The organism is Bacillus sp. FJAT-18017, from assembly GCF_001278805.1.
In the GTDB taxonomy this organism is placed as follows: domain Bacteria; phylum Bacillota; class Bacilli; order Bacillales; family Cytobacillaceae; genus Bacillus_D.
Genome location: NZ_CP012602.1, coordinates 2671829 through 2695125 on the forward strand (window position 1 = coordinate 2671829; position 23297 = coordinate 2695125).

Annotated in this window: 18 protein-coding genes; 5 read left to right on the top strand and 13 right to left on the bottom strand. The window is 39.2% G+C overall.

Translation table 11 applies throughout. The features are described 5' to 3' along the window. Positions 1–137: 137 nt before the first annotated feature. The 3 genes from AM500_RS12525 to uidA form a co-directional block, all read right to left on the bottom strand. Complete coding sequence (locus tag AM500_RS12525; protein ID WP_053599507.1) at positions 138–1097, bottom strand: LacI family DNA-binding transcriptional regulator; 960 nt, start codon at positions 1095–1097, stop codon at positions 138–140. 698 nt (positions 1098–1795) lie between these two features. Beyond that, the gene (locus AM500_RS12530; RefSeq protein WP_053599508.1) at positions 1796–2752 is read right to left on the bottom strand and encodes a phosphotransferase; all 957 of its coding nucleotides are present in this window, start codon (positions 2750–2752) and stop codon (positions 1796–1798) included. Between the two features lie 1374 nt (positions 2753–4126). Next, positions 4127–5941 carry a beta-glucuronidase gene (uidA, locus tag AM500_RS12535; protein ID WP_053599509.1) on the bottom strand — a complete coding sequence of 605 codons (1815 nt, stop codon included), beginning with the start codon at positions 5939–5941 and terminating at the stop codon, positions 4127–4129. 158 nt (positions 5942–6099) lie between these two features. Between uidA and AM500_RS12540 the strand changes: the two genes are divergently transcribed. After that, the gene (locus AM500_RS12540; RefSeq protein ID WP_053599510.1) at positions 6100–7341 is read left to right on the top strand and encodes a helix-turn-helix domain-containing protein; all 1242 of its coding nucleotides are present in this window, start codon (positions 6100–6102) and stop codon (positions 7339–7341) included. A gap of 665 nt (positions 7342–8006) precedes the next feature. Here AM500_RS12540 and AM500_RS12545 read toward each other — a convergent pair. Then, positions 8007–9191, bottom strand: coding sequence for an SEC-C metal-binding domain-containing protein (locus AM500_RS12545; RefSeq protein ID WP_053599511.1), 1185 nt, complete (start codon positions 9189–9191; stop codon positions 8007–8009). A 15-nt stretch (positions 9192–9206) separates the two neighbouring features. Continuing rightward, complete coding sequence (locus AM500_RS12550) at positions 9207–10079, bottom strand: spermine/spermidine synthase domain-containing protein (protein ID WP_053601714.1); 873 nt, start codon at positions 10077–10079, stop codon at positions 9207–9209. 316 nt (positions 10080–10395) lie between these two features. Here AM500_RS12550 and AM500_RS12555 point away from each other — a divergent pair, with 316 nt between their 5' ends. Next, a complete protein-coding gene (locus tag AM500_RS12555) occupies positions 10396–11328 on the top strand; it encodes a nucleoside hydrolase (protein WP_053599512.1) in 933 nt (310 codons plus the stop codon). A gap of 99 nt (positions 11329–11427) precedes the next feature. Here the strand turns inward: AM500_RS12555 and AM500_RS12560 are convergent, their stop codons facing one another. The 5 genes from AM500_RS12560 to AM500_RS12580 all read right to left on the bottom strand — a co-directional run bounded on the left by AM500_RS12560 (position 11428) and on the right by AM500_RS12580 (position 16473). After that, the gene (locus AM500_RS12560) at positions 11428–12003 is read right to left on the bottom strand and encodes a cupin domain-containing protein (protein ID WP_053599513.1); all 576 of its coding nucleotides are present in this window, start codon (positions 12001–12003) and stop codon (positions 11428–11430) included. 253 nt (positions 12004–12256) lie between these two features. Continuing rightward, complete coding sequence (locus AM500_RS12565; protein WP_156319805.1) at positions 12257–12757, bottom strand: VOC family protein; 501 nt, start codon at positions 12755–12757, stop codon at positions 12257–12259. Positions 12758–13087: 330 nt separating this feature from the next. Next, positions 13088–13468, bottom strand: a complete 381-nt coding sequence (locus AM500_RS12570; protein ID WP_053599515.1) for a VOC family protein — start codon at positions 13466–13468, stop codon at positions 13088–13090. A 436-nt stretch (positions 13469–13904) separates the two neighbouring features. Beyond that, on the bottom strand, positions 13905–15554 hold the full coding sequence (locus AM500_RS12575) for a catalase (RefSeq protein WP_053599516.1): 1650 nt from the start codon (positions 15552–15554) through the stop codon (positions 13905–13907). Positions 15555–15840: 286 nt separating this feature from the next. Next, on the bottom strand, positions 15841–16473 hold the full coding sequence (locus tag AM500_RS12580) for a zinc dependent phospholipase C family protein (RefSeq protein ID WP_053599517.1): 633 nt from the start codon (positions 16471–16473) through the stop codon (positions 15841–15843). Positions 16474–16676: 203 nt separating this feature from the next. Between AM500_RS12580 and AM500_RS12585 the strand changes: the two genes are divergently transcribed. Continuing rightward, complete coding sequence (locus tag AM500_RS12585) at positions 16677–17825, top strand: ArgE/DapE family deacylase (protein WP_053599518.1); 1149 nt, start codon at positions 16677–16679, stop codon at positions 17823–17825. A 169-nt stretch (positions 17826–17994) separates the two neighbouring features. Here the strand turns inward: AM500_RS12585 and AM500_RS12590 are convergent, their stop codons facing one another. Both AM500_RS12590 and AM500_RS12595 read right to left on the bottom strand, forming a co-directional pair. Beyond that, a complete protein-coding gene (locus AM500_RS12590) occupies positions 17995–18462 on the bottom strand; it encodes a VOC family protein (RefSeq protein ID WP_053599519.1) in 468 nt (155 codons plus the stop codon). A 148-nt stretch (positions 18463–18610) separates the two neighbouring features. After that, positions 18611–19120, bottom strand: coding sequence for a GNAT family N-acetyltransferase (locus AM500_RS12595; protein ID WP_053599520.1), 510 nt, complete (start codon positions 19118–19120; stop codon positions 18611–18613). Between the two features lie 339 nt (positions 19121–19459). Here AM500_RS12595 and AM500_RS25505 point away from each other — a divergent pair, with 339 nt between their 5' ends. Further along, positions 19460–19621, top strand: a complete 162-nt coding sequence (locus AM500_RS25505; RefSeq protein WP_156319806.1) for a hypothetical protein — start codon at positions 19460–19462, stop codon at positions 19619–19621. A gap of 155 nt (positions 19622–19776) precedes the next feature. Beyond that, positions 19777–21012, top strand: a complete 1236-nt coding sequence (locus AM500_RS12600; RefSeq protein ID WP_053599521.1) for a MalY/PatB family protein — start codon at positions 19777–19779, stop codon at positions 21010–21012. A 309-nt stretch (positions 21013–21321) separates the two neighbouring features. Here AM500_RS12600 and AM500_RS12605 read toward each other — a convergent pair whose 3' ends face one another. Then, positions 21322–22926, bottom strand: coding sequence for a glucose PTS transporter subunit IIA (locus tag AM500_RS12605; RefSeq protein WP_053599522.1), 1605 nt, complete (start codon positions 22924–22926; stop codon positions 21322–21324). Positions 22927–23297 lie beyond the last annotated feature (371 nt).

Below are 23297 nucleotides of genomic sequence, written 5' to 3' on the forward strand. Positions count from 1 at the left end.
ACGAACCATCTTGCTTAATCTTACAGTTTTTCAAAAAAATGAATAGAACAAATTGAAAATTTAAATAAAAAAATCATGCTGGCTTGTGCCGGCATGATTTACGGGGTTTATTTATAGTCAGTTGTTCAACAAAAGCTTTAAACCGTTCCTCTTTCAATCAGCTTAACGGGCATTTCTTTTTTGGAAATATCCTCACTAATTGCTTGAAGGAATAGATTCATCCCCATTTTTTCAAGAGGGATTTCGACCGTTGTTATATCCATCATTTTCGCAATAGGCTGGTTATCAAAGCCGAGGATGGCAAGCTCACCTGGAATGGGAATATTTAGCTTTTGGCAGCAGGTCACGATCCCCGCAGCAACCTGGTCGTTCGTCACCAGCAAAGCAGTCGGAGGAGAATCCATTTCTCTTAATCGTGCGACAACCCTTTCTCCGTCCTCAAAATAAATGCACTCATCAATAATATAATCCGGATTAAACTCCAAATTATAGTGATTAGCAAAATCCCTGTAGGCTGCCACGCGCTCTTTGCTGCTTGCCCCGGACGTTCTACTGATGCAGTAGCCTATTTTCCTATGATTGTTTTCATAAAGATAAGATAACGCCTTATAAAATGTGCTGTAGTGATCAACAAAAGTGGACGATATCCTTTCACTTCCGGTTTTTTCACACAACACGATTGGCCCATATTGAACATGTTCCTCAATCACTTCCAAATCACACGCTCTTGAACAAATGACCAGCGAATCAATTTGTTTCAGTTTCAGCATTTCTAGAGCCTCCAGCTCCCGGTCTTCCTGGTAATCTGTCTGAAACAACACCAATTTATAGTTATGCTGCATGGCGAGTTTCGCAATTCCTTTTAGCAGTAAAGCGAAATAAGGATGATCTGAATATGGCAGGACCACGCCCATTAGCTGTGTTTTTCCTTTGCTTAAATTAACCGCGTTAATATTTTTGTGATAATCGCTCGCCTTAATCGCCGCTAAAACTGCATTTCTTTTTTCTTCGCTCACATATGGATGGTTGTTTAAGACACGGGAAACAGTCGTTACCGAAACTCCTGCCATTCTTGCCAAATCCTTAATATTTGCCATAACGCACACCTATTTCAATGAATTATAAAGAAATCATATCTACCTTGACGATCAATGTTGTTTGCTTAAGCTATGAAAGGAGATTATTACTCCCATAACGAATACTCCTTCTAATATTTTTACACTCATATTTTTTTAAGAACTCATACACGGTTTAAGTAGTACTAATTCTCCGTTATGCTGAATGGACAATCCTTTAACGAGTTAGGTGACGATGACCAACAAATCTCAATGTAACATAAAAAAATGATTTATTAAGCAAAGGTAATTTGTTAAATACCTCATTTCTAGTGTTCATCTGTTTCAATGAAATAATCATTTAGCGTTTGAATTGGTTTTACCTCTACCGCTTGACCGGACGCTTCCAGACAAAAATAAGCTGAAACAAAGATAATAAAGCAAAGAATGATTAATGAAATCATCTAAATCGCCTCGCTTTCTTTTACTTGATTCAACTCTAATGTATGAAACGCGTTTCATGTCAAACGGAAAATGAAAAAAGAAAGGACCGTTTGAATAATGGGTTCCGTTTCTAATCGCAAAATGTGAATTTACAGCTAAATATGTAAAGTAAAATGTAGTACAATTTGCATCGTATTTGCGGTGCTTCTTGTATGCGAAAAAAATAGCCCTGGTTCTCATTAACTCGGGCTACACAACGTATTAATTTCGAAAGGTTTATTGAACTAAAGCCCTGATTAGTTGAATAAAAAACGTTTATTGCTTAAAAAATGCGAGCAAAATTTTTTAACAACATAGGGTATTTCTTGTTCAAGATACCCATATTCGTCTTTATTTTTAGAAAGGAATGATAGATTCCTAATGATTTGCCATAAGAAGAAAGATTCTAAAACAATTTTATAATCTTCTTGTAAATCCCGTCTTTCACTATAATAACGAATAAAAATTTTTTGATTCTCCTGACTAAGATGAAGAAATGTTTCAGCAATGTCAAATAAATAAAAGCCAAAACCGCAACACGAGAAATCTATTGCAAAAGCTACCCCATCACGAAGAATGTAATTACTCTCGTGCAAATCGGAATGGATAATTCCCCAAGTATCCTTGTTTATATGTTGCTCCTTAATTACAACCTTTAGTTTATCTGAAACATTTAGTAATGCGTTATAATCCTCTGCATTGATAACTTTCTCTTTTAAAAGAACTTTGAGTTGTTTTATTGAATTGTCAACATTAGAACCGTCGTAGATTGGTCTAGTGAATTTTCGTGGAACAATCCATTCAGAGGAATGATTATGTAATGTCGCCATTAAATTCGCTAACCCATAAATTTCTTTCTCGGTCGGTTGTCCTTGAATATGTTTTCCATCAATCCACCTCTGTAATGTAAAATAGTAACTTTCGTGTTCCAAATTTTTTATTACACTAACCAGTTCACCTTTTGAATTATAAATGGGAACCTGTACAGTTAGCTCGGTGTCATTATTGAGGGCTAATAACCACTTTAATTCAGAAGAAATCAACGCCTTAGTTGTATTACCCAGATGAAGCTTAAGCAGATACTTTTTACCTGTTGCATTTATTTTATATGCCAGGTTATCGTTTCGACCTAAAAACTCTAATTTTTGGACTTTTAAATCATAAAACTTTTTTAGGGCTCTTACTAAAAACTCCTCTTTTATAGGGTTAGCCACCGTTTATCATCCCTTCAAATATTCCATTGACTTCCTTTTGCTAACCTGCACCGTATGTTCAATAAGCATTTCAACAAAAGCTGCCTTAATACTTCCAGAAACAAAGTACGGGTTCCTTTTATTGAATCTCATTTATATTATCTTTTAATTGATTTAATAATTTGGTTCTTCTTATGAACAATTCTTCCGATATATCATTCTTTCTCCATAATTCTGGTAAAAATTTTTTATCAATAATCGCAAGTTCCGAGAGGTGAAAAATCAGCAAAAAAATTGTCATCTATTATGAGTAGCCGCTCATCATAATGCTCCGTAGGCTGCACAAACTTCAATCTTTTCATAAAATTCCTCCTCGGCTGCTAGGAACGCTAACTTCGCACCTTTTCATCCCTGAACTGTAATACTCATTTGACATTTTGAACCTATTTTTGTTGATTTAATTTCTCAAGTTCCCTTTCAATACTCATCGTTACTAACCCTTTTTGTTTCTTCGTCTTTAATGTTAAGATGCTTCAAAATTAACTTTAATTGATGTTGGATTGTCGAAAGGCTATAAAGGACAAAGAGAATGAACAAAATCCATACCACGTACCAAAACATTTGGCTACCCGTTTCTATATAGAATTCATTGTCGCTGTTGATTAAAGAGAACAGATCTTCTCGATTTCCTTATTCTTCATTTGAACATATATTTCCTTCTTTTACCACATTGGGTTATATTGGAAGTTTAATTAGATTAATTTCCTTCTATGCTGATAACAAATCTTAATGGAAGCACTAATTAGATTAATCTCCCTCCGCCCCCACACGATTAATCCAATTGGATGGCTCAATTAGATTAATCTCCTTCCGCGCCCACACGATTAATCCAATTGGATGGCTCAATTAGATTAATCTCCTTTCGCACCCACACGATTAATCCAATTGGATGGCTCAATTAGATTAATCTCCTTTCGTACCCACACGATTAATCCAATTGGATGGCTCAATTAGATTAATCTCCCTTCGCACCCACACGATTAATCCAATTGGATGGCACAATTAGATTAATCTCCCTTCACACCTATACTATTAATCTGATTGGAAGGCTCTAATAGATTAATCCCACTACACACACCTACGATTAATCCAATTGGATGGCTCAATTAGATTAATCTCCTTTCGCGCCCACACGATTAATCCAATTGGATAGCTCAATTAGATTAATCTCCCTTCGCGCCCACACGATTAATCTGATTGGAAGGCTCTAATAAATTAATCTCACTACACACACCTACGATTAATCCAATTGAAAAGCGCACACAGTCAGCAAATGGTCAGAGAAAATAAAAAAAGTGCAGCCTGCTCATTCGCAGGTCTGCACCTTCAATAAACTTATTTCTTATAGCCCAGGTCCGGGATGTTGGTCCAGCGGTCTTTCAGGTAGCGGACAACCATTTTTGGTTCCCTCGCGCGGTTGAAGACACCTTTCTTATTCCCTTGAACACGCATGATACCAAATTTAGTTTGGAAATCAGCGAAGTTCCAAAGCTGTTCGCCGACGAAATTCGGAATCTCATCGAATACCTTGCTGTTCATGCGGTAATAATCTTCCTGGTACTCTTCACTGAATGGCTCGCCATACGCACTGTGGAAACCGGAAACAGTATCGGCGCCATATTCTGTGTACATGATTGGTTTGTCCGGATATTTTTCCTGCCATTCGAGAAGTTCTTTGCGGGTTGCCTCCTCAGCGGCTTTCAAATCACCATTCTGAATGTACCAGCCATAATAACGGTTCAAGGCAATGACATCAACCAAATCCGTACACTTATCAGCTGAAGGAGTCGCCATCATGATATATACATTCGTGCATGGACGCTTCTGTGGATCCAATTTGCGAGCCAAATTGAACAGTGGCTCGAAATATTCATGTGCCCCTTTCGAATATGTTGCAGACTCGTTAGAAATTGACCACATTACAACACAGGCATGGTTCTTGTCACGGGCAATTAACTCCCGAATAACCTGCTCATGTGCCTCGGCAGTCTTTAATTCCTTCCACGTATCGTCATCAAAGTCTCCGCCTTTTTCCAAAATCGATACATCAAACGTGAATGATAGCATTAAGCCGACCGCCGGTGTTTCGTCGATGACAACGATTCCTTCTCTATCGCAAAGTCGCATCATTTCCTCAGAATACGGATAATGAGACGTACGGAAAGAGTTCGCACCCATGTCCTTCATTAAGTTGATATCAAGGACATTGTACGCCTCGTTCAAGCCGCGCCCGTTCACATACGTATCTTCGTGCTTACCGAAGCCCTTGAAGTAGAATGGTTCGCCATTGATCAGGAACTTACCGCTCTTAACTTCAACCTTGCGTACACCAAACGATTCCTCGTAAACGTCAACAACTTCCCCGCCGTTCACGCCTTCCACTTTTGCCTTGTACAAATAGGCGTTCAGTGGCTGCCAGAGGCGGACATTTTCGATTGAAAAAGTAAGATCGGAACCAGTTGCCTTGGCGACTTCCTGACCTTCTTCATCGAGGATTGTTACTCTCACTTCTTCAAAGCTGCCGCCTGTTTTTACAGAAACCTGAACATCCGCGCTGCTTGCTTCCAAATCAACAGCGGGTACAATGGTGATATCCTCAATATAATCACGCGGCGTGGAGTAAATTTTAACGGGGCGATGCAAACCGGCGTAATTGAAGAAGTCGAAGTTTTCGTCTACCTTCCGAATAGTCCGGCCGTTCTCGTCCTTTTTCTCGCTGTAATTTCCGACTGGCAGTGTTGTGTAATCAAGCAAATTGCTGATACGGACCGTCAGTCGGTTCGTTCCTTCTGTTAAAAATTCATTGATTTCCGCTTCAAACGGCATGAAGCCTCCCTTGTGGTAGACAGCTTCTTTGCCATTCACATACACCCATGCTTCGTGAGTCGCGGAGCCAAAACGCAGCACCAAGCGCTCATTGCGCAGTGCCTTCGGGACGGAAAATTCCCTTTCATACCATACATAACCACTGTGCTCGCGGATTTCCTTCATAACTGATTGGTCATTAAAGGATGCCGGAACAGCTATTAATTCCTTTGTTGGCAAGGGACGGGCTACATCAATTGTTTCAACTTCCTTATCAATCATAAATTTCCAAATGCCGCTTAAATCCATCAAAGCGCGGCTGTCTGTTGCAATTGGGTATAACATAAATTTTTGCCTCCATTCTTTCTCTATAATTTGTGAAAGCGATTAAATTTATTATAGGGTATACTCCTTAGTGGAATTCGTACTATTTTTGCTAAAATCGTAATTATTTGCGTTTTCTATCTATCCTTTGTAAAGTTAACCTGAAAGGATGTTACAGAATGAAATATGAAGATTATAAAAAAATAGCCGAAATCCTCTTTTCTGTCACAAAAATAGATGCACGGCTGGTCGACCAACACGGCACAACACTATTTGATTCAGCCAATTCCACTGTTCCAGCCGCTCTGAACCAGTCAGGCAAAGAGGATTTTTTTCAAATAAAAAGCGTTCTAAAAGAAAATCAACCAACCTTTTATTATCACTATATAAATACATACGGTCTTGAATATGTCGCCACTGGCGTCTGGAGTGATGGGGCTTTCCAAGGCTATCTGATAATCGGGCCTTTTCTTTCAAGCATGTCGGTTATCCAGACCATAAAAGATAGTATTGCCAAAAACAAACTTCCAATAAGCGAACGGAAACAGCTGGAACAATATTATCAGTCGCTGCCGGTCTTGAGTGAAGCGGAATACACCCATCTCGGTGAACTGATTGTTAATTTGAGCGGACAGGGTTTCAAAAGCGCGCACAAAATATCCTCCGTCCCACCAACCTCTTCCTTTAACCCGGATAAATTAAAAGTAAGTATTGAAGAAAATCAGGATATCATTGAAGCCAGATATGAACTTCAAGGCAAACTTCTGGAGGCAGTGGCCAAAGGAGATAAAACCGAGGTCCAGGCGTTACTTAATTCAAAGACGTACTTTTTGGAGTTTTCCGACCGGGTGCCAGGCAGCCCCATCCGTTCCTCGAAGAATATGGCTATTGTGGTAAACACAATGTTTAGAATTGCAGCCGAAAGAAGCGGTATTCATCCTGTTTATCTTCACACCATTTCCGAACGGTTTGCAATTTTAATCGAACGGACCATGAACATTCCGCAGCTTCAAAAGCTGATGGTGCTGATGGGTGACGAATATTGCGAACTGGTGAAGACGTACTCGACAGGCTCCTACAGCCCAACCGTAAAACGGGCTGCAGATTTCATCCAGCTGAATTTAGGGCACCCTATAACACTCGACGATATTGCCAAACAGCTGAATATCAACCCTTCACACCTGTCGCGGATCTTTAAGGAAGACACAGGATTAACCATAACAGATTTCATAAATCGAAAAAGGATTGATGAAGCAAAATTTTATTTGCAGCGAGGAACCTTATCAATCACTGAAATTGCCTTCCTCGTAGGCTTCAACGACTTAAATTACTTTAGCAAGGTGTTTAAGAAACTGACCTCGGTAACCCCGTCCCAGTATGCGAAAAAGAGGAGAACACAAGTAAAAAAAGACAGTGAATGACCATGCTAAATTAACTGTCTTTTTACAAATTAATTGTAAAGAGGGTCAAACTTCTGTTATCGGCAGTACGTTTTGAATACCAATTTTATTTATCTTTATAAGCTGCTGATTCCCTCTTTAAGAAAGTCCTTACTTATAGGGTTGGGGGATCAGATTACTCCCGAGTTGATAAATAGACGGAGGGATTCCGCTTAATTAGTTAATTAAATAAAAAATAGCTTCAATAGACGGAGAGATCGCCTATTGTCTAAAAACATATGAAAATGGGGGCTTTTACTCTGTTTAACCGGAAAACCTTATTTACATTGAACCGAGCTCTCTTCTCTATCTAGCCGGAAAAATTCCGCTTATTTTACTATCGCTGGTTTCTCGATTAAGGACAGACATCTTTTATAAAAGAGAGTGAGTTTTAACCACTCATTTTGATGCATTAGGGTGAACCGTATGTGGGGTTTTATAAAAATTCGGCCTTTGTATCCCTAAAAAAGAAACTCGCCAATGGCGAGTTTCTTTTTACAATATCATCAATAATATGCCAAAACGACTTTCATTCGGCACATATTTACTTCAAAACTGAACCCTTTACAAACTTTAGGCTCTCTATTGTTATTTTACAGTGGAAAATCGCCAGTGCTGTTCAAGCACAGGTCTTTCTATCCTTTCCTTTATCTGCCGCAGCACTTTTTATATTTTTTTCCGCTGCCGCAATGGCAAGGATCATTTCTTCTAATCTTATTGTTGTCGGATACCGTATGCGATACTTTTTGTTGCCGATGAGACAACTCTATTGGAGTATATCCTTTTAGAACCCATTGCCTCGTATTGTTCATTAAATTTCCAATGTATACCATGAAAGCCTTCAATGTTTCAAGATTATCAAACTCTACCCTTCTTTGGAGATACTGCAGAATATCATTCGGCGACTCACCAATCTGTGTTGCATAGACACATTCCTCGACAATGCTCTCGGCACCCTCTTTAGTAATTAGATAGTTATCAGTAAGGAAGGTGACAAAATCAGCAAAGCCTTTATTTCGATCAAGGAAATCGGGCTGTCCAGCACTAAGAATTTGTTCCTTCGTGAACGGATAAAACTCGAGGTCCTTCCTCAAACCGTGTTCCTGCAGAACCTTTTCCGAATCAAAGACCCTCATAGTGGAATAGCCATTCGTGTCGTGCCGGATTTGGCCATAATAAGAAATTGCCTCCTCAATAACTGGAAGGTAGTCACGCAACTTCAATGGTTCATCCAAATACTTTTCAAGCAAATCAACAAGTTCATAAATACCTAAAGATCCATAATAGAAAAGCAGCCCGTGAGTGAGTGAAATCCACTCCGTATTCCGGCGCGCAATCGCCCTCCACTCAAGCTCTTTCTCCCGCCAAAGCGGACTTGCAACAACCTCCTCAGGCATTGCCAGCATGTTTTTCCCCTCAACACTTCCTGTGAAAAGAATGCCGTACTCCTGAAAATAATCAAGCTGGCGACCTGTTAATTTGGGTGCTGCCAATAGCCCATTCCCTTTAACCACCTTCATTAAAAGTCTGAATCGCTGCTCGTTCAATTTTTCAAAGAGCTTACCTATCGAGACTGGAATTTCAGTTACTAATACCTCAATTAACTCGCCCTTCTTCAGCTGGCTCACACCAGAAATCTCAAGCCGCTGTCTGATTTTGACCAAATCATCCTTTGAAAGCCTTGAAAGGGCATCTTTTGTGAAAAAAGGCACCGAGATTGCACTCCACCTTTTCTCCTCCCTCTTCTGCTCGGTTTTGGCTGTCAACTCTCTCATTTTTGCAAAGGCATTCATTAATTGTTTGCTATCTTTTTCACTAATTGTACTGCTCATCTTGCCACCTCAACTTCATAAATAACACAAAATCGATTTTTCTATCCAATATGTAAAAATAGTTTCAGGATTTTGTTTTTCAAATTCTTTCATTTTTAAATACATGTCCAGTCCATCGGAAACATCATGCCACAAGTCAGTGAACACAAAATCATACTTCTCTTTAGGCATCTCACTTTTTGCATAGGTAAAAGCATCCGATTGTATAATCCTAATCTTATCGGCATGGTTGAATTGAGGTAATATGTGTTTTGTAAACAGGTCGATTACATCTTCATTCATGTCAACAATCGTCACGCTTTCAACGTTCTCTTTTTCGGAAACCATGTAGGCGTAATAACCAAGCCCCAAACCGTATGTAAGGACATTCCCATATGCCTGGCCGACAGGCTCCTTCATCGTCTCAATTTCATTAGGGGTAATGGTCATCCAGATTCGTCCATTTTCAAGAACTGCCGGGAACTTGAATTCGTTTTGGAAAAATCCGATTTGCGGTACCTGCCTTCCCTCTTTTGTCTGGATGATATCGTCACAGACAAAGCCTTCAAATGGTTTATAGGTGTCATACTTCAGTTCACTATTGCCGATTTTCATAGCTGGGATTTTAATGTTTTTGTAATAGGGGTTTGAGTAAAACTCATTTTCATCAAGCTTATGAAACATTTCTCTAAAGTAAAGGTTAAATACTTTTTTATCAGCTTCATTGTCAATGATATCAAGCCCAAACGCAGCCGCCATAATGATGGCAAATGCATACTCATATGAAAGTCCGCCGTTTACAATTTCCTCAATTTCTTCTTTATCAACATATTCAGGTGCTTTATTCAAATAATTACTCAGCATAGCAAACACTCTGTAGTTGTCTTCTTTTATTTGGTTATTTTGCATATCCATCACCTTAGCGCTTATATTTGCAGTCCTGATCTCCGATGCAACGGACGAACAAAAAGTATAACCCAAACCCAGCATCAAAACCAGAAATCCACCTTTGACTCCCCGTCCACATTGGTCTTATGTAAATCTCCATTTCTGCAAATAACATGGCGGCATCTTCGGTAAAAAGGGCCATTACAAATTTTATCATAAAAACTCTATCCGACTTTGTCATAAAACATAATTAACACAGGTTTTTAATGGGCTGTAAAAGCATACATTTCCAATTCATGAATATTTGTTTAGTAGTCGGTTTAAAGGAGGATATTTTATGAGGAAAAAAATATTGCTGTTCTGCGATCCCGGAATAGATGATTCAATCGCTATTATATACTTACTCCTTAATCCCAATATAGAGCTTGTTGGCATTGTGACAAGCTACGGCAATGTAACCAAACGGCAGGCAACTGCAAATGCGTATTACTTGCTTCAAATTGCCAATGAAACTCACATTCCTGTTATTGCCGGAGCGGCAACATCGGTTGAACCGGACCAGGATGTATATTATCCGGATATTCATGGTGCGGAAGGACTTGGCCCAATTAGGCCTCCAAGCAGTCTAGTGTTTCAAACCTATCCTTTCGATGAGGTCAGAAAAATTATCAATCAATATGAAAAAGAATTGATCATTGTCGACACAGGCCGGTCAACAGCGTTGGCAACGGCCTTTACGCTGTTCGATGAGGATATTAAGAAGGTCGGATCTTTTTATGTAATGGGGGGAGCATTTTTTGTCCCCGGTAATGTGACTGCTTTGGCGGAGGCAAATTTTTATGGTGATCCCACCTCAAGCAATTATGTAGTTAGAAGAGCGCATAATTTAACCATAACCCCTTTAAACGTGACTCAGAATGCAATCATTACAAGGGAGATCGTTCAATACTTAATCCGCTATTCAACATCTCCCTTCTCATTTTTAATTACACCGATTTATGAGTATTATCGGGAAGCGTATAAAAAGAACCTTCCGAATGTTCAAGGAGCTCCCGTCCACGACCTGCTCACAGTTATGGTCGCCAATGACCCATCTCTGGCAGAGTACATCTATTATGATGCTAAGGTAGTTGATGCTCCGGGAGATGCAAGAGGCCTCTCCTTCATCGATGCAAGGCCAACAAGCCCAAGGGGTAAAACCAGGATTGCAGTCAGATTGAACTATCAGAAATTCGTAAATGACTTTGTAAAAACAATGACGCAAACGTAAGCGAATGATAAAATACTCTGGATATGAAGGATGGGCTTCTGCCTTATACCAAAGAAAAGGGTAACTCTCCAAGATAAAACTTGGATGAGTCACCCTTTATTAATAGTAAAAATACGTATTTGCGGACGGCATTGAAAAATGCCTGTGTTCTTCGGCAGCCATTGCATCCGCTTTCGTTTGGTGGACGGTTCCCTTTGGATGCTGCGGAGGAGCGTAAATAGAATATAATTTTAAAGGAGTGTTCCCGGTATTGGTGACATTATGCCAGGTGCCCGCGGGAATCATAATCGCCGAATCATCGACTACCTCCCTAACAAAATTCAGGTTATCCCTGCTTTTGCCCATACGGACGGTCCCTCTGCCCTGTTCAACCCGCAGGAATTGATCAAGGTTCGGATGATTTTCAAGGCCGATATCTTCACCGGCATTAATGCTCATTAATGTAACCTGCAAATGACTTCCTGTCCATAACGCAGTTCTGAATGTATTGTTCCGCTTCGCTGCCTCATTGATATTCACCACAAACGGTGCAGGACCGAAATCTTTCTGTGTTTCTCTATACGGTGTGTGATAGTTGATTCCATTTTGAGGATCAGGCTGCCAACCATAGTTATGATAGGGGAAATAATGGTAATAATGATTCTGATATGGATCCCCATTAGGATCATGGTACATTGATAATCCCTCCACAGACGTTTGGGTTATCATATGCGTGGATTGGGTGCTGGGTACCTAATTACTCCCTAAAGGAATTTGGGGCTGGAAACTACCGCTTAAGTTCCCAGACGGCAGCCTTTAATCGGCTTGAAAGGTGATTTTTCCTAGTTCCGGCCGCTCCCCCTTTTTTTATATGCATTTTAAATGTAAAATTGCCTGTATAAAAAATGGAGTGCATGAAATTGGTTTCCATGCACTCCATGGATAAGGTTTATCCTTGGTAGACTTCGTTTAACTCATCCATATTTATTTTTTTCATTTGAAGCAGTGCTTTCATAACCCTTTCAGATTTGTGAAGATCTGGGTCAGTTAACATCTCGGGTAAGGTGGCGGGAACAATTTGCCATGATACTCCAAACTTATCTTTCAGCCAGCCACACACCTGAGCCTTCTCATCCCCGCCTTCAGAAAGCTTTTCCCAAAAATAATCGATTTCCTCTTGAGACTCGCAATTTACGATAAAAGAAATCGCTTCAGTAAATTTAAATTGGGGTCCGCCGTTCAACGCCACAAATTCCTGCCCTTCGAGAGTAAATTGGACGGTCATGACAGTCCCTTCGCTTATTCCGTCTATTGGATGCCGCTCTTTCCCATAACGGGTAACCTTCCCAATGCTCGAATTCTTGAAAATCAAAGTATAATGGTTTGCTGCCTCCTCGGCTTCGGCAGTAAACCAAAGGTTTGTCGTAATTTTCGTGATTTTCTTATTCACCACTTTTGTGCTCCTTAAGTTTTTAGCTCTGTTAGTATTCATTGTTGATTTTTGTTGAGGTATGAAAATTTATTAGGGGGAGAATTTCCGTCTATTGTACCCACGGGCACCTTAAGAGACAGAAATAAGTGGAGAAATTCCCCTTACCTTCTTAAAATAAGTCAAAAACCAATGATTCTGGTATGATAAGCGGAAAAACTCCCCTTATTTTAATGGAAATATGGGTATTTCCCGATTTAACCGGTATTTCTCCCCTTATTTTTCAAACAGAGTGAAATCAACATTCAGATATAACAGAGCCAAGTTTTTAAAATTGCCTTTAAAGCAAGCCTATTTCGTTTTTTCCATAACAGCAAAGTAATTGTCTTCCCGATCCGCAAAATTGAAAACTTTCCCGGATGGCAGGGCAACAATCTCTCCAACTGTTATTCCCTTCTCAACCAGGCTGCTATGCAGCTTTTCGAGGTCATCCGTGAAAAGCATTAACGAAGGTGTTCCTAAATTTAAGTCCGGCTCCATTTTCGCAATGAATTCCTTATCGTGGAGAACAAAACTTGTTTCTGAATCAGATGATGGAGCCACCTCAATCCATCTCATGCCTTGTCCATTTTCTTCAGAAATAACCGTAAACCCCATAACATCTGTCCAAAAACGTGCAGCCTCATCCTGGTTATTGACGTATAACATAATTTGACCAACTCTACTAATCATTATTTTTACCTCACTTTCATTTTTAAAAGTTTAAGTTTGTCATAGCAACTTTCAATGCAGGCGGGGAAACCCCTAATTTAACAGCTGTTCCCGTCTTCATAAGCCAAATGAAGGAAGGGTAAGCCTCATTTTGATAACTGTTCCCGTCTTCATAAGTCCAATGAAGGACGGTTAAGCCTCGTTTTCACGGCTGTTCCCGTCTTCATAAACAAATGAAGTCTATTATGTAAGGTAATTCTCTAAGAAGCTCCCTATATTTCCTGAAATCACCATTCCAATTCTATTAGTTGCAGCCAGCCCTCCCCCCTTTTTAGAATGTATCAAATACAATTCGCTAACCTTAGCCGAACTCCTTTTGCTAGTTTGAATTTTTTCGAAAAAAAAGACTGCCAGAAACCAGATTTTGCTAGTGTCCTGGACAGTCTCTTTAATTCTATTAATAAGGGTCAGCCTCGTGGCCCTTCTTCTCAGCATCTTGTACAGCTTCGTTTGCATCAATGGATCCCTGGCCATATTTCGTCTTGCCGGATTCACGGCCTGGAACCTGGTTTTCTGCAGCTTGTTCTTTAAGCTGAGCTGATACTTTTTCAATACCTTCCTGCACACGGCGGCCGTAATCTTCGTCAGCTTGTGTGAAGTGATAGACCATTGCTTCCTGAATGCGCTTGTCGCAAACAGCAAGTGCCTCGGAAAGGTTCTTAATCAACTCATCGCGTTCCCAATCCTCGAAGGCACGGTAAGTATCGCCAGCCTGACCGTAGTTGTTCGGGCGGTCGATTGGCTCGCTCATAACTGCTGCATTGTAGGATGGACGGTGCTGCGGACGCTCTTCAAAACCTGTTTCCTCATATCCGCCAATCATGGATGGCTCATAATTGATATGTGGATTTTCCCCGGATTCTTTAGGATCACGGAAATCCATTTGTCCTCGCTGCTGGTTCGTACGCACAGGTGCTTTTGGCGCGTTCACAGGGAGTTTCAGATAGTTTGCACCTACACGATAACGCTGTGTATCGGAATAGGAGAACGTACGGCCTTGCAGCATTTTATCATCAGAGAAATCCATACCATCGACTAGGACGCCAGTTCCAAAGGCAGCCTGCTCGATTTCAGCGTGGAAATCGTCGGGATTGCGGTCAAGAACCATGCGGCCGACCGGTAGCCAAGGGAACTTGTCTTCTGGCCAAAGCTTTGTGTCATCAAGCGGATCGAAATCCAGCTCTGGATGGTAGTCATCAGACATAATCTGAACGAACAGCTCCCATTCCGGATATTCGCCGCGTTCAATTGCTTCATAAAGATCCTGGGTCGCGTGTCCGACATTCTTGGCCTGGATTGCGTTCGCTTCTTCCTGTGTCAAATTGCGGATGCCCTGCTTCGGCTCCCAATGATATTTAACAAGAACAGCCTCGCCCTTGTCATTAACCCATTTATACGTGTTAACACCAGATCCCTGCATGTGGCGGTATGTAGCTGGAATTCCCCATGGTGAGAACAAGAAAGTAATCATATGTGTCGCCTCAGGCGAGCGGGAAACAAAGTCAAACATCCTTTGCGGATGTGATACGTTTGACGCCGGATCAGCCTTAAATGCATGAATCATATCAGGAAATTTCATTGCATCGCGAATAAAGAAAATTTTCAGGTTGTTACCAACCAGATCCCAGTTTCCTTCTTCGGTATACATTTTTACAGCAAAGCCGCGCGGGTCACGTGCAGTTTCCGGTGAATCCTTAGCGCCTGCAACTGTTGAGAAGCGGACCATAAGCGGAGTACGCTTTCCAGCACCATGGAACACTTTAGCGCGGGTATACTTTTCTGCCGGCTCATCGCCAACCTTGCCATATGTTTCGAAATAGCCAAATGCTCCAGTACCGCGTGCATGAACAACACGCTCCGGCACCTCTTCCCTATCAAAATGTGAAATTTTCTCGATGAAATGATAGTTCTCAAGTGTTGCTGGCCCACGATTGCCAACTGTTCGGATATTTTGGTTATCCGGAACGGGATGGCCCTGGCGAGTCGTCAATTTCTCGCGCTTCACATCGTTTTCGTGCGGAATGTTTCTATCTTTGTTCCTTGCCAAAATGAAAACCTCCTTCAAAAAATGGTAACCCCTATCATCATACATAAATTTAGTAAATATATACAGCAATAAGGGTTCGAATTGTTTAGAAAATACTAAACTCTATAATCATTCTAAACAAGACATCTTAAGTTTAATTTAAACGCTAAATAGATTTCAATTAATATGTTTATAGAATTGCGGAGGCTTCCACACACGAATTTGAAATCACTGTTCAACTCAACAAAATTGGCCTGTTTTTTTTCAATATGGAATTCAACAAATCCTTCCCTGTACATTGCAGCCATTAGTTTAAGATTTTTTTTGTAAGAATTGGTTTAAGAAACTGTAACCCAAGTTCAACTGATGTCTCTATATAACCGACTATTTGATTAAAAGTAAAAACATTGAGTTTTTCGTTTAGAACTTCCTTACCGTAATCCATATCGCCTAAGACAAAAGGAACAAATTTTTCAACATCTTTGGAAGTTACCTCATCCAAATCTAAGATCGTAGGAAATTGACTAAATGATTTTCTCAATTCATCTGTAAAACCATAGTGTTCTAATAACTTTCCATTTAGTAATTGGAAATCATTATGGTATAACTTATATAACCCTTCATCAGCATCCATTCTGTTCTTTAACCAAGAAAGGTAAAATCCTCTTAACCATATTTCATCAGCAATTAAATGTGCATAGTACCCTAATACATAAGGATTTTCAGTTTGTGAACCATACTTATATAAAAAACCTTTATAATCAACTCTTCTTGAATAATCTTGCGCATCACCTATAAAGAAATGTGATAAATTTTTTTCTTCGTGTGAAAAAACAGCGTCCGGGGCAATGCTTCCAAGTAAAAATGATGTTTTGTCTTCCATCGATAAAGCCTCTGCAATTTTATTACCAATAATCGAGTGCATTATTCTTGAACCCAAAATACTCTCCCCTTTTTTTATTTATCATTTACTTTAGTTCTAGAAAGACCTTCAGAATTCCTTTGTTAAACTCAGCCGCACAATTAGCTATATAAAGCAGTAAAGTATATCCGGTGATTCCTTAAGTGCTAATATATTCATGGATTTTAGGGTAATGTACAGTTGTATTCTCATAGAGAATTGACTTGTTGGAGGGATTTAGTTTGAAACGTTTTACTGAAGAAGAAAAGATAAAGATATTATCGGACATTATTGCGATTAATTCTGTTAATGAAAACGAAATCGAAGTGGCAAATTACTTGAAAGATTTATTTGCTGAATACGGCATTGAATCTAAAATTGTTCCAGTTACCGACACCCGTGTTAACTTAGTGGCCGAAATTGGAAGCGGAAGTCCTGTCATTGGCGTTTCTGGTCATATGGATGTCGTTTCTCCTGGTGATGAAAGCGAATGGACATCAGATCCGTTTACATTGGCAGAAAGAGACGGAAAATTATATGGACGTGGAACAAATGACATGAAAGCAGGTTTAGTAAACCTTGCTTTAGTGATGATTGAACTTAAAGAAAATAATGAACTGAAAAATGGTACTGTCCGTTTTATGGCGACGACTGGTGAAGAAGTCGGTGGCGCAGGTTCTAAAAAATTATACGAAGAAGGCTATATGGATGATGTAGATTATTTATGGGTTGCTGAACCTTCCCATGACACGATTATATATTCCCACAAAGGATCACTAAACTTTCGTGTAACGTCAATTGGTGAAGCAGCACACAGTTCTATGCCTGACCAAGGATATAACGCGATTAATCCCTTGATGAAATATCTATTAGAGGTAGACAAAAAATTGAATGGCGACGAGCGTAAAAATGAAGTTCTAGATAAATTGGTTATGAGTACAACTATTTTTAATGCAGGGAACCAAGTAAACTCAGTTCCAGAAAAAGCAGTAGCTGAAATAAACGTGCGGACTATTCCGGAATTTGATAACGATGAAGTGATTGATTTATTCAACACAACAGCTGAAAAATACAATAAAGAAGGCTCTGATATTGATGTTGAAGTGACAATGTCATTACCCAGTGTTTTCACTTCAGGACAATCTGAAATGGTTGATCTTGCAAAAGAACTTGGTAAAAAACATTTAGGTTTAGAAATTTCTGTTAAAGGTTCGCCTGGGGTGACGGATGCATCAAACCTATTACGAGATAAAGATGACAACTTTCCTTTTATGATGTTTGGTCCGGGCGAAACAAAAATGGCACACAAAACAGATGAATATGTATACAAAGAATACTACTTTGCATTCTTCAATATCTATAAAGAGTTAATATTAGGATTATCGAAATAGAAAGAGACTTTCTAACTGTAAAGAGAGGGACCGCCATTTTTGGAGGTCCCCCTCTTTTTGCTTAGGTTTCTATTTAACCAATGAACATAATATCAAAAAATGCGGCTGAGCCTCCAGGAACATCGCACTTTTCAGTTTAACTACATATGCTACAATCTTATAGATAGGATTATGTCAATTTACTACTAACTAAATTCTCAAAGTCTTCTAAAGACAACTTTTCAGTAATATGTTTTAATTCATTTGGTACTTTAACAAAGCACATTAATTCTAAGCTATTTCCATCTGGATCGTTAAAGTAAATTGAAGCATTTCCTTGATTTGGTCTTACAAAAGGCTCGATCGATGATCTTTTTCCAAAAGGTACAGGTTCAACTTGGATGGATTCAAGCCATTGTACAGCTTCTTTTAAACCCTCAAAAGTGACTCGAAAAGCAATATGTCTTAAAGATGGATGGTATGGAGTTTGGTACTCCTTTCCTTCCCACAATCCTAACCAGCTTTTTCCTTCCTCTATCCAAAAGAATGCGGTGTCTTCATCACGCCAAGCAAACTTCAAACCTAACTTCCCGTAAAATTCAATCGATTTCTCTAAATTTTTTACAGGTAAATGTGCTTCATATAGCCCCTTTATCATTTCCCCATCCCCTTGTTTGTAGAATTTATGAATTTACAATCTCGGTAAGAATCCCAATATTACAATTCTGTTCCGTTTTTTTAAAAAAGTCTCAATAAAAATAGGCAATTACCGCCTTGAAACAATGCCCCATTTTGTTGAAGAATTTCTAATTCTTTTTTATACCTTTTTGATATTTAGAATGTCCATCGCTTACACCAACAAGTTCAAAGCCATTGTTCATATAAAAGTTATTTAATTTACTATTATCTGTAACACAATCTAATCTAAGGTATTCTTTATCACTCACATTGTCTTGTATCCATGCCAATATACATTTACCTATACCTTTCTTCATATCAGCAGGAATTATTGCTAGTCTATGTAGATAAAGCGATTTTGAAGATAGATCACTTCCCCAAATATGTCTATCCCATTCGCTCTGATGGGATAATAGTGTGAACGTACCCACAATATCCTTATCTTTTAAAACAATGTATGTTTCTTGATTGATTATGGCTTGTTCAATCTCTTCATCATCGCCGCCCTCTAATAGAAACCTCCATTGGTTAATATCTTTATCTTTCATCCATTGAGCTATCAGCTTTAACATTTTAATAATCACACTACTGTCGTCTTTTGAAGCAATTTTTATTTGAAAACCTTCATGGTAATCCAAGTTTTTCGTTACCTCCTTTTTAATTAACTTTTATTCGATACCTTATAAATTCAACAAACCAGGGTAATGGAACCCTATACCCATACACCTTTATAAAAATATTTTCGTTCCAATATTGTATTACTTCTATATAAATGAAAATAATCCTCTATACAGTAAATTAGTCTATTCGCCTTATTGATTTAACAAAAATATTATGCCAATATACTAAATGGGAATTGGTTGCGAAAGTTAGTACACACAATCAACTAGTTGTCGGTTTGATTTTTGGTTTTGCGGGATGCCAGGCTTAATTGCCGGGCACCTAGATTGGTTAACAAGAAAGATGAGGAATGTTATATGAATATAAATAAAGAAGAATTAATTAAGAGAGCAAGCGCTGTATTAGGGCGTGATGTGACACATGAAGCAATCATGAAAACAGTTCAGTCCTTGGTTGAACGGCTCGAAAAAGAAAAAGCAGAACAGAGAGAACTGTCTTATTCTAAAAATCTTAATTAATAAATAGTAGAAGAAACCATTTTCCCGATAAACAAGCCCTTAAGGACAATTATTCTTTAAGGGTTTTTATTTTTTTGCTATAATTATTAGAATATTTCGATTAAGTAGTTTTAATTGAAGTTTACTTTTACGAGAGTTAGAAGGAGTGAAAAAACGTGAAATATAATTTTGACGAGATTATTGATCGTAGGGGCACCAACGCAATGAATACAGATGGCTTTAGGGAATATATTTTTAAAGCATCTAAAGACATGGTTTTTCCATTTAAAGATGAAGAATTTATTCGTATGTGGGTTGCTGATATGGAGTTTGCCGCTCCTCCAGAAATTATCCAGGCAATTAAAGACCGAGCGGATAAACAGATTTTTGGCTATACAAAGGTATTTGATCCAAATTATTATCTTTCCTTCTCGAATTGGACAAAGCGAAATTATAACTGGAACTTTGAACAGGAACATTTGGTGTTTTCGAATGGGATTATACCGGCATTGTATGGATTGGTTCAATATATATGTAAACCAGGCGAGAAAGTTTTAATTGTGACACCATCTTATGCATATTTTAAGTATGCGGCAGAATTCAATGATATTGAACTGGTAACATCTGACCTAGTGAACCAGGATGGCTATTATACAATGGATTTCGATGATCTGGAAGCAAAAGCGAAGGATGAAAAAGTTACTTTAAGTATTTTCTGTAATCCACATAATCCATCTGGACGTGTCTGGACGCAAGAGGAATTAAAGAGATTCGGCGACATTTGCCTTGAAAACAATGTCACGATTATTTCTGATGAGATTCATTGCGACTTGCTTAGAAATGGGATGGTACATACTCCATTAGCAAAAGTTTTTCCGGATACAGATAAAATCATTACGTGCATGTCCGCAAGCAAAACATATAATTTGGCTGGATTAATGTTCTCAAATATCATTATTCCAAATGATGATCTTAGAGCTGTATGGAAGGCTCGCCATTACGATTTTGAAAATCCGTTGAGCATTGCAGCAACACAAGCTGCATATGAGCATGGCCATGAATGGTTAAACCAATTAAAGGATTATCTTGATGACAACTTTGCCTTTACAAAACAATATTTAGAAGAAAATTTACCTCAAGCTGTATATCGTATTCCCGAAGCAACTTATCTTGCTTGGGTTGATATTAGTGCTTATCTGCCTGACGAAGAAAACCTGCCATTATATTTTGCCAACAAAGCCGGGGTCCTTCTGGAAGGAGGCAATATGTTTGTGTCAAATTCGGATGGCTACATTCGCCTGAATCTTGCATGTCCAAGATCAATGCTAACTGAAGGCCTATCAAGGATTTGTGATGTGTTGGTAAAAGAAAAAGAAGGAAATAGAGAGGGAGAATTTTCACTGAAGCAATAAGTGGTGTTCGGTAATCTTTTGAAAAAATACTAAAATAAAAGCAGGCTAAATCATTTAGCCTGCTTTGTTTATCTCATTAGGAAGAATTATCTTTTCGTCTTAGAACTGTCTAGCTCCACAAGGAAGGCTTCCCCGAGATTGCATCGCACGAAATTACGCGATAGCGTAATGAGGAGCACCTAGCGCCTAGTGTCCTTCGCTCTCCGCCCTACGATAGAATCGTTAACGCTCTTCGTGTTTCCTTTTATCTCAGTTGGAGAGACTCCAGGTCATACGGCGCTGGGCAAGGCGCTTCCGCTTTTCTAATCATTAAGCTTTTAATTTAATCAATTCTTCATTTGCATTGACTTTGCCAGTTTGTACTGGCTCTACATCAATATATTGGTTGGTATTAGTTATGACAACTGGAGTCTTTATATCGTAGCCATGAGCTTTAATATTTTCAATGTCGAACTCAATCAGGAGATCGCCTTTTTTCACTTGATCCCCTTGTTTTATTTTAGCATTGAAATATTGCCCTTTAAGCTTGATGGTGTTTACGCCGATATAGATAAGAATTTCTGCGCCATTCTCCGAAGTTATCCCAATGGCATGCCCTGTTGGGAATAAAGTCGTCACTGTTCCGTCAGCCGGTGAGTTTACCTCCCCTTTGGCCGGTTCAATCGCAACACCTTTCCCTACCGTTTCGGTTGAGAATAATGGGTCGGAAATTGCACTTAAAGGAAGGACCTCACCAATTATTGGACTGTAAATCGTTTCGCTTTTAACATCGGCCAAGCCAAATTCTTTTACAGTTTTAGCGGAAGCAGTACCATTTTTCCCTTCATAACCAAATATCAGTATAAGAATTGCCGCAATGGCCAGGGAAGTTAATACACCAAGGAGGAACTGACCTATCGGTGTAAAAACAGGGATGGACAAAAAGCTTGGGAGTGCAAAAGCCGTTCCATTAACACCAAGAGCACCATTAATCGCTCCGCCAATTGCCCCTGCAATGGCAACAATAAGCATCGTTCGTTTAAATCGTACGAGAAGACCGTACGTTATGATTTCCGTTGTCCCTGCCAAAGCACCAGGCAGCAGTCCGGATCCAGCTAAAGTTTTTAAATCTTTATCTTTTGTTTTAAAGAAAACCCCGATAGCCATACCCATTTGCGCGAATGGGGCAGCAGCTATCATTGCCATTAACGGATCAAGGCCTGATTTTGCAAGGTTTGCAATAAAAATCGGGATAACTGCCCAGTGAAGGCCAAGGATTGTAAGGAACGACCATGACGCACCCATAACAGCCCCAGTCAAAACCCCGCTTGTCGAGCTTAAGAATTCTATGATAATTGCAAGTCCCTCTCCTACATACGTACCAAAAGGTCCAAAGAGCAGGACGGTTAAAGGAACAATCACCATTAAGGAAATCAATGGATTGATAAACATCTGCAGATCTTTATAAATAATCTTTTTCAAAAATTTATCCAAAACTGCATAAATCGAAACGGCAATCAGGATTGGGAACACAGTTGATGAATAACTGGCCAGGATGACTGGTATTCCCATGAATGAAACATCCTGGGCTTCTGAAGCCACTAAATTTGTATAATTCGGCTCCAATAATGCAGCCCCGATAGCTCCGCCAACATATCCATTGGCACCAAGCTTATTGGCCATGGTAATCCCAAGAAAGATTGGGAAAAAGTAAAAAATTGCATGCCCTGCAGCAGAAAGAATTGCATATGTACCGCTTTCAGGAGAAATCCAGCCCAGTGTTTTTAAGATGGATAATAGTGCTGAAATTAAGCCGGACCCAGCTAGCACTCCTAAGATGGGAGCAAAAGCACCACCAATGGCGTCCAGTATTTTGTTCATAATTGAGTTGCTTTTTTCTTTTGTACCACTTGCGGCAGTTTGAGTTGCTTCCATTATCTGTCTCCTCGTATGGTGATTTCGTGGAAAATTGATTATCTTGTCTTATCTTTTCTACTTTTAGCTTATTTTAGTAATCATATTTCCTTACGGGATACTAGTATACCAGTAAAATCGAATTTTTTCTTTAAAAACGCTATTATTCCATTAATTCTCTTTTTTTAAAACATTCACATCTTCTTTTTTGTTTCATCATCGATTTCCTAACCGAGAATCATTGCACTCCATTTTTAAATTTGAACAGGATATTTATAAAGTTAGTCAAGATAAAGGTTATCCGCCTTACCCCTACCCTATTCGCCCAGAATGCAGGTAACAAGTTGCCTCTGTTCTAGTTCAAGCATAGGATAATAGACCATTACTGAGGA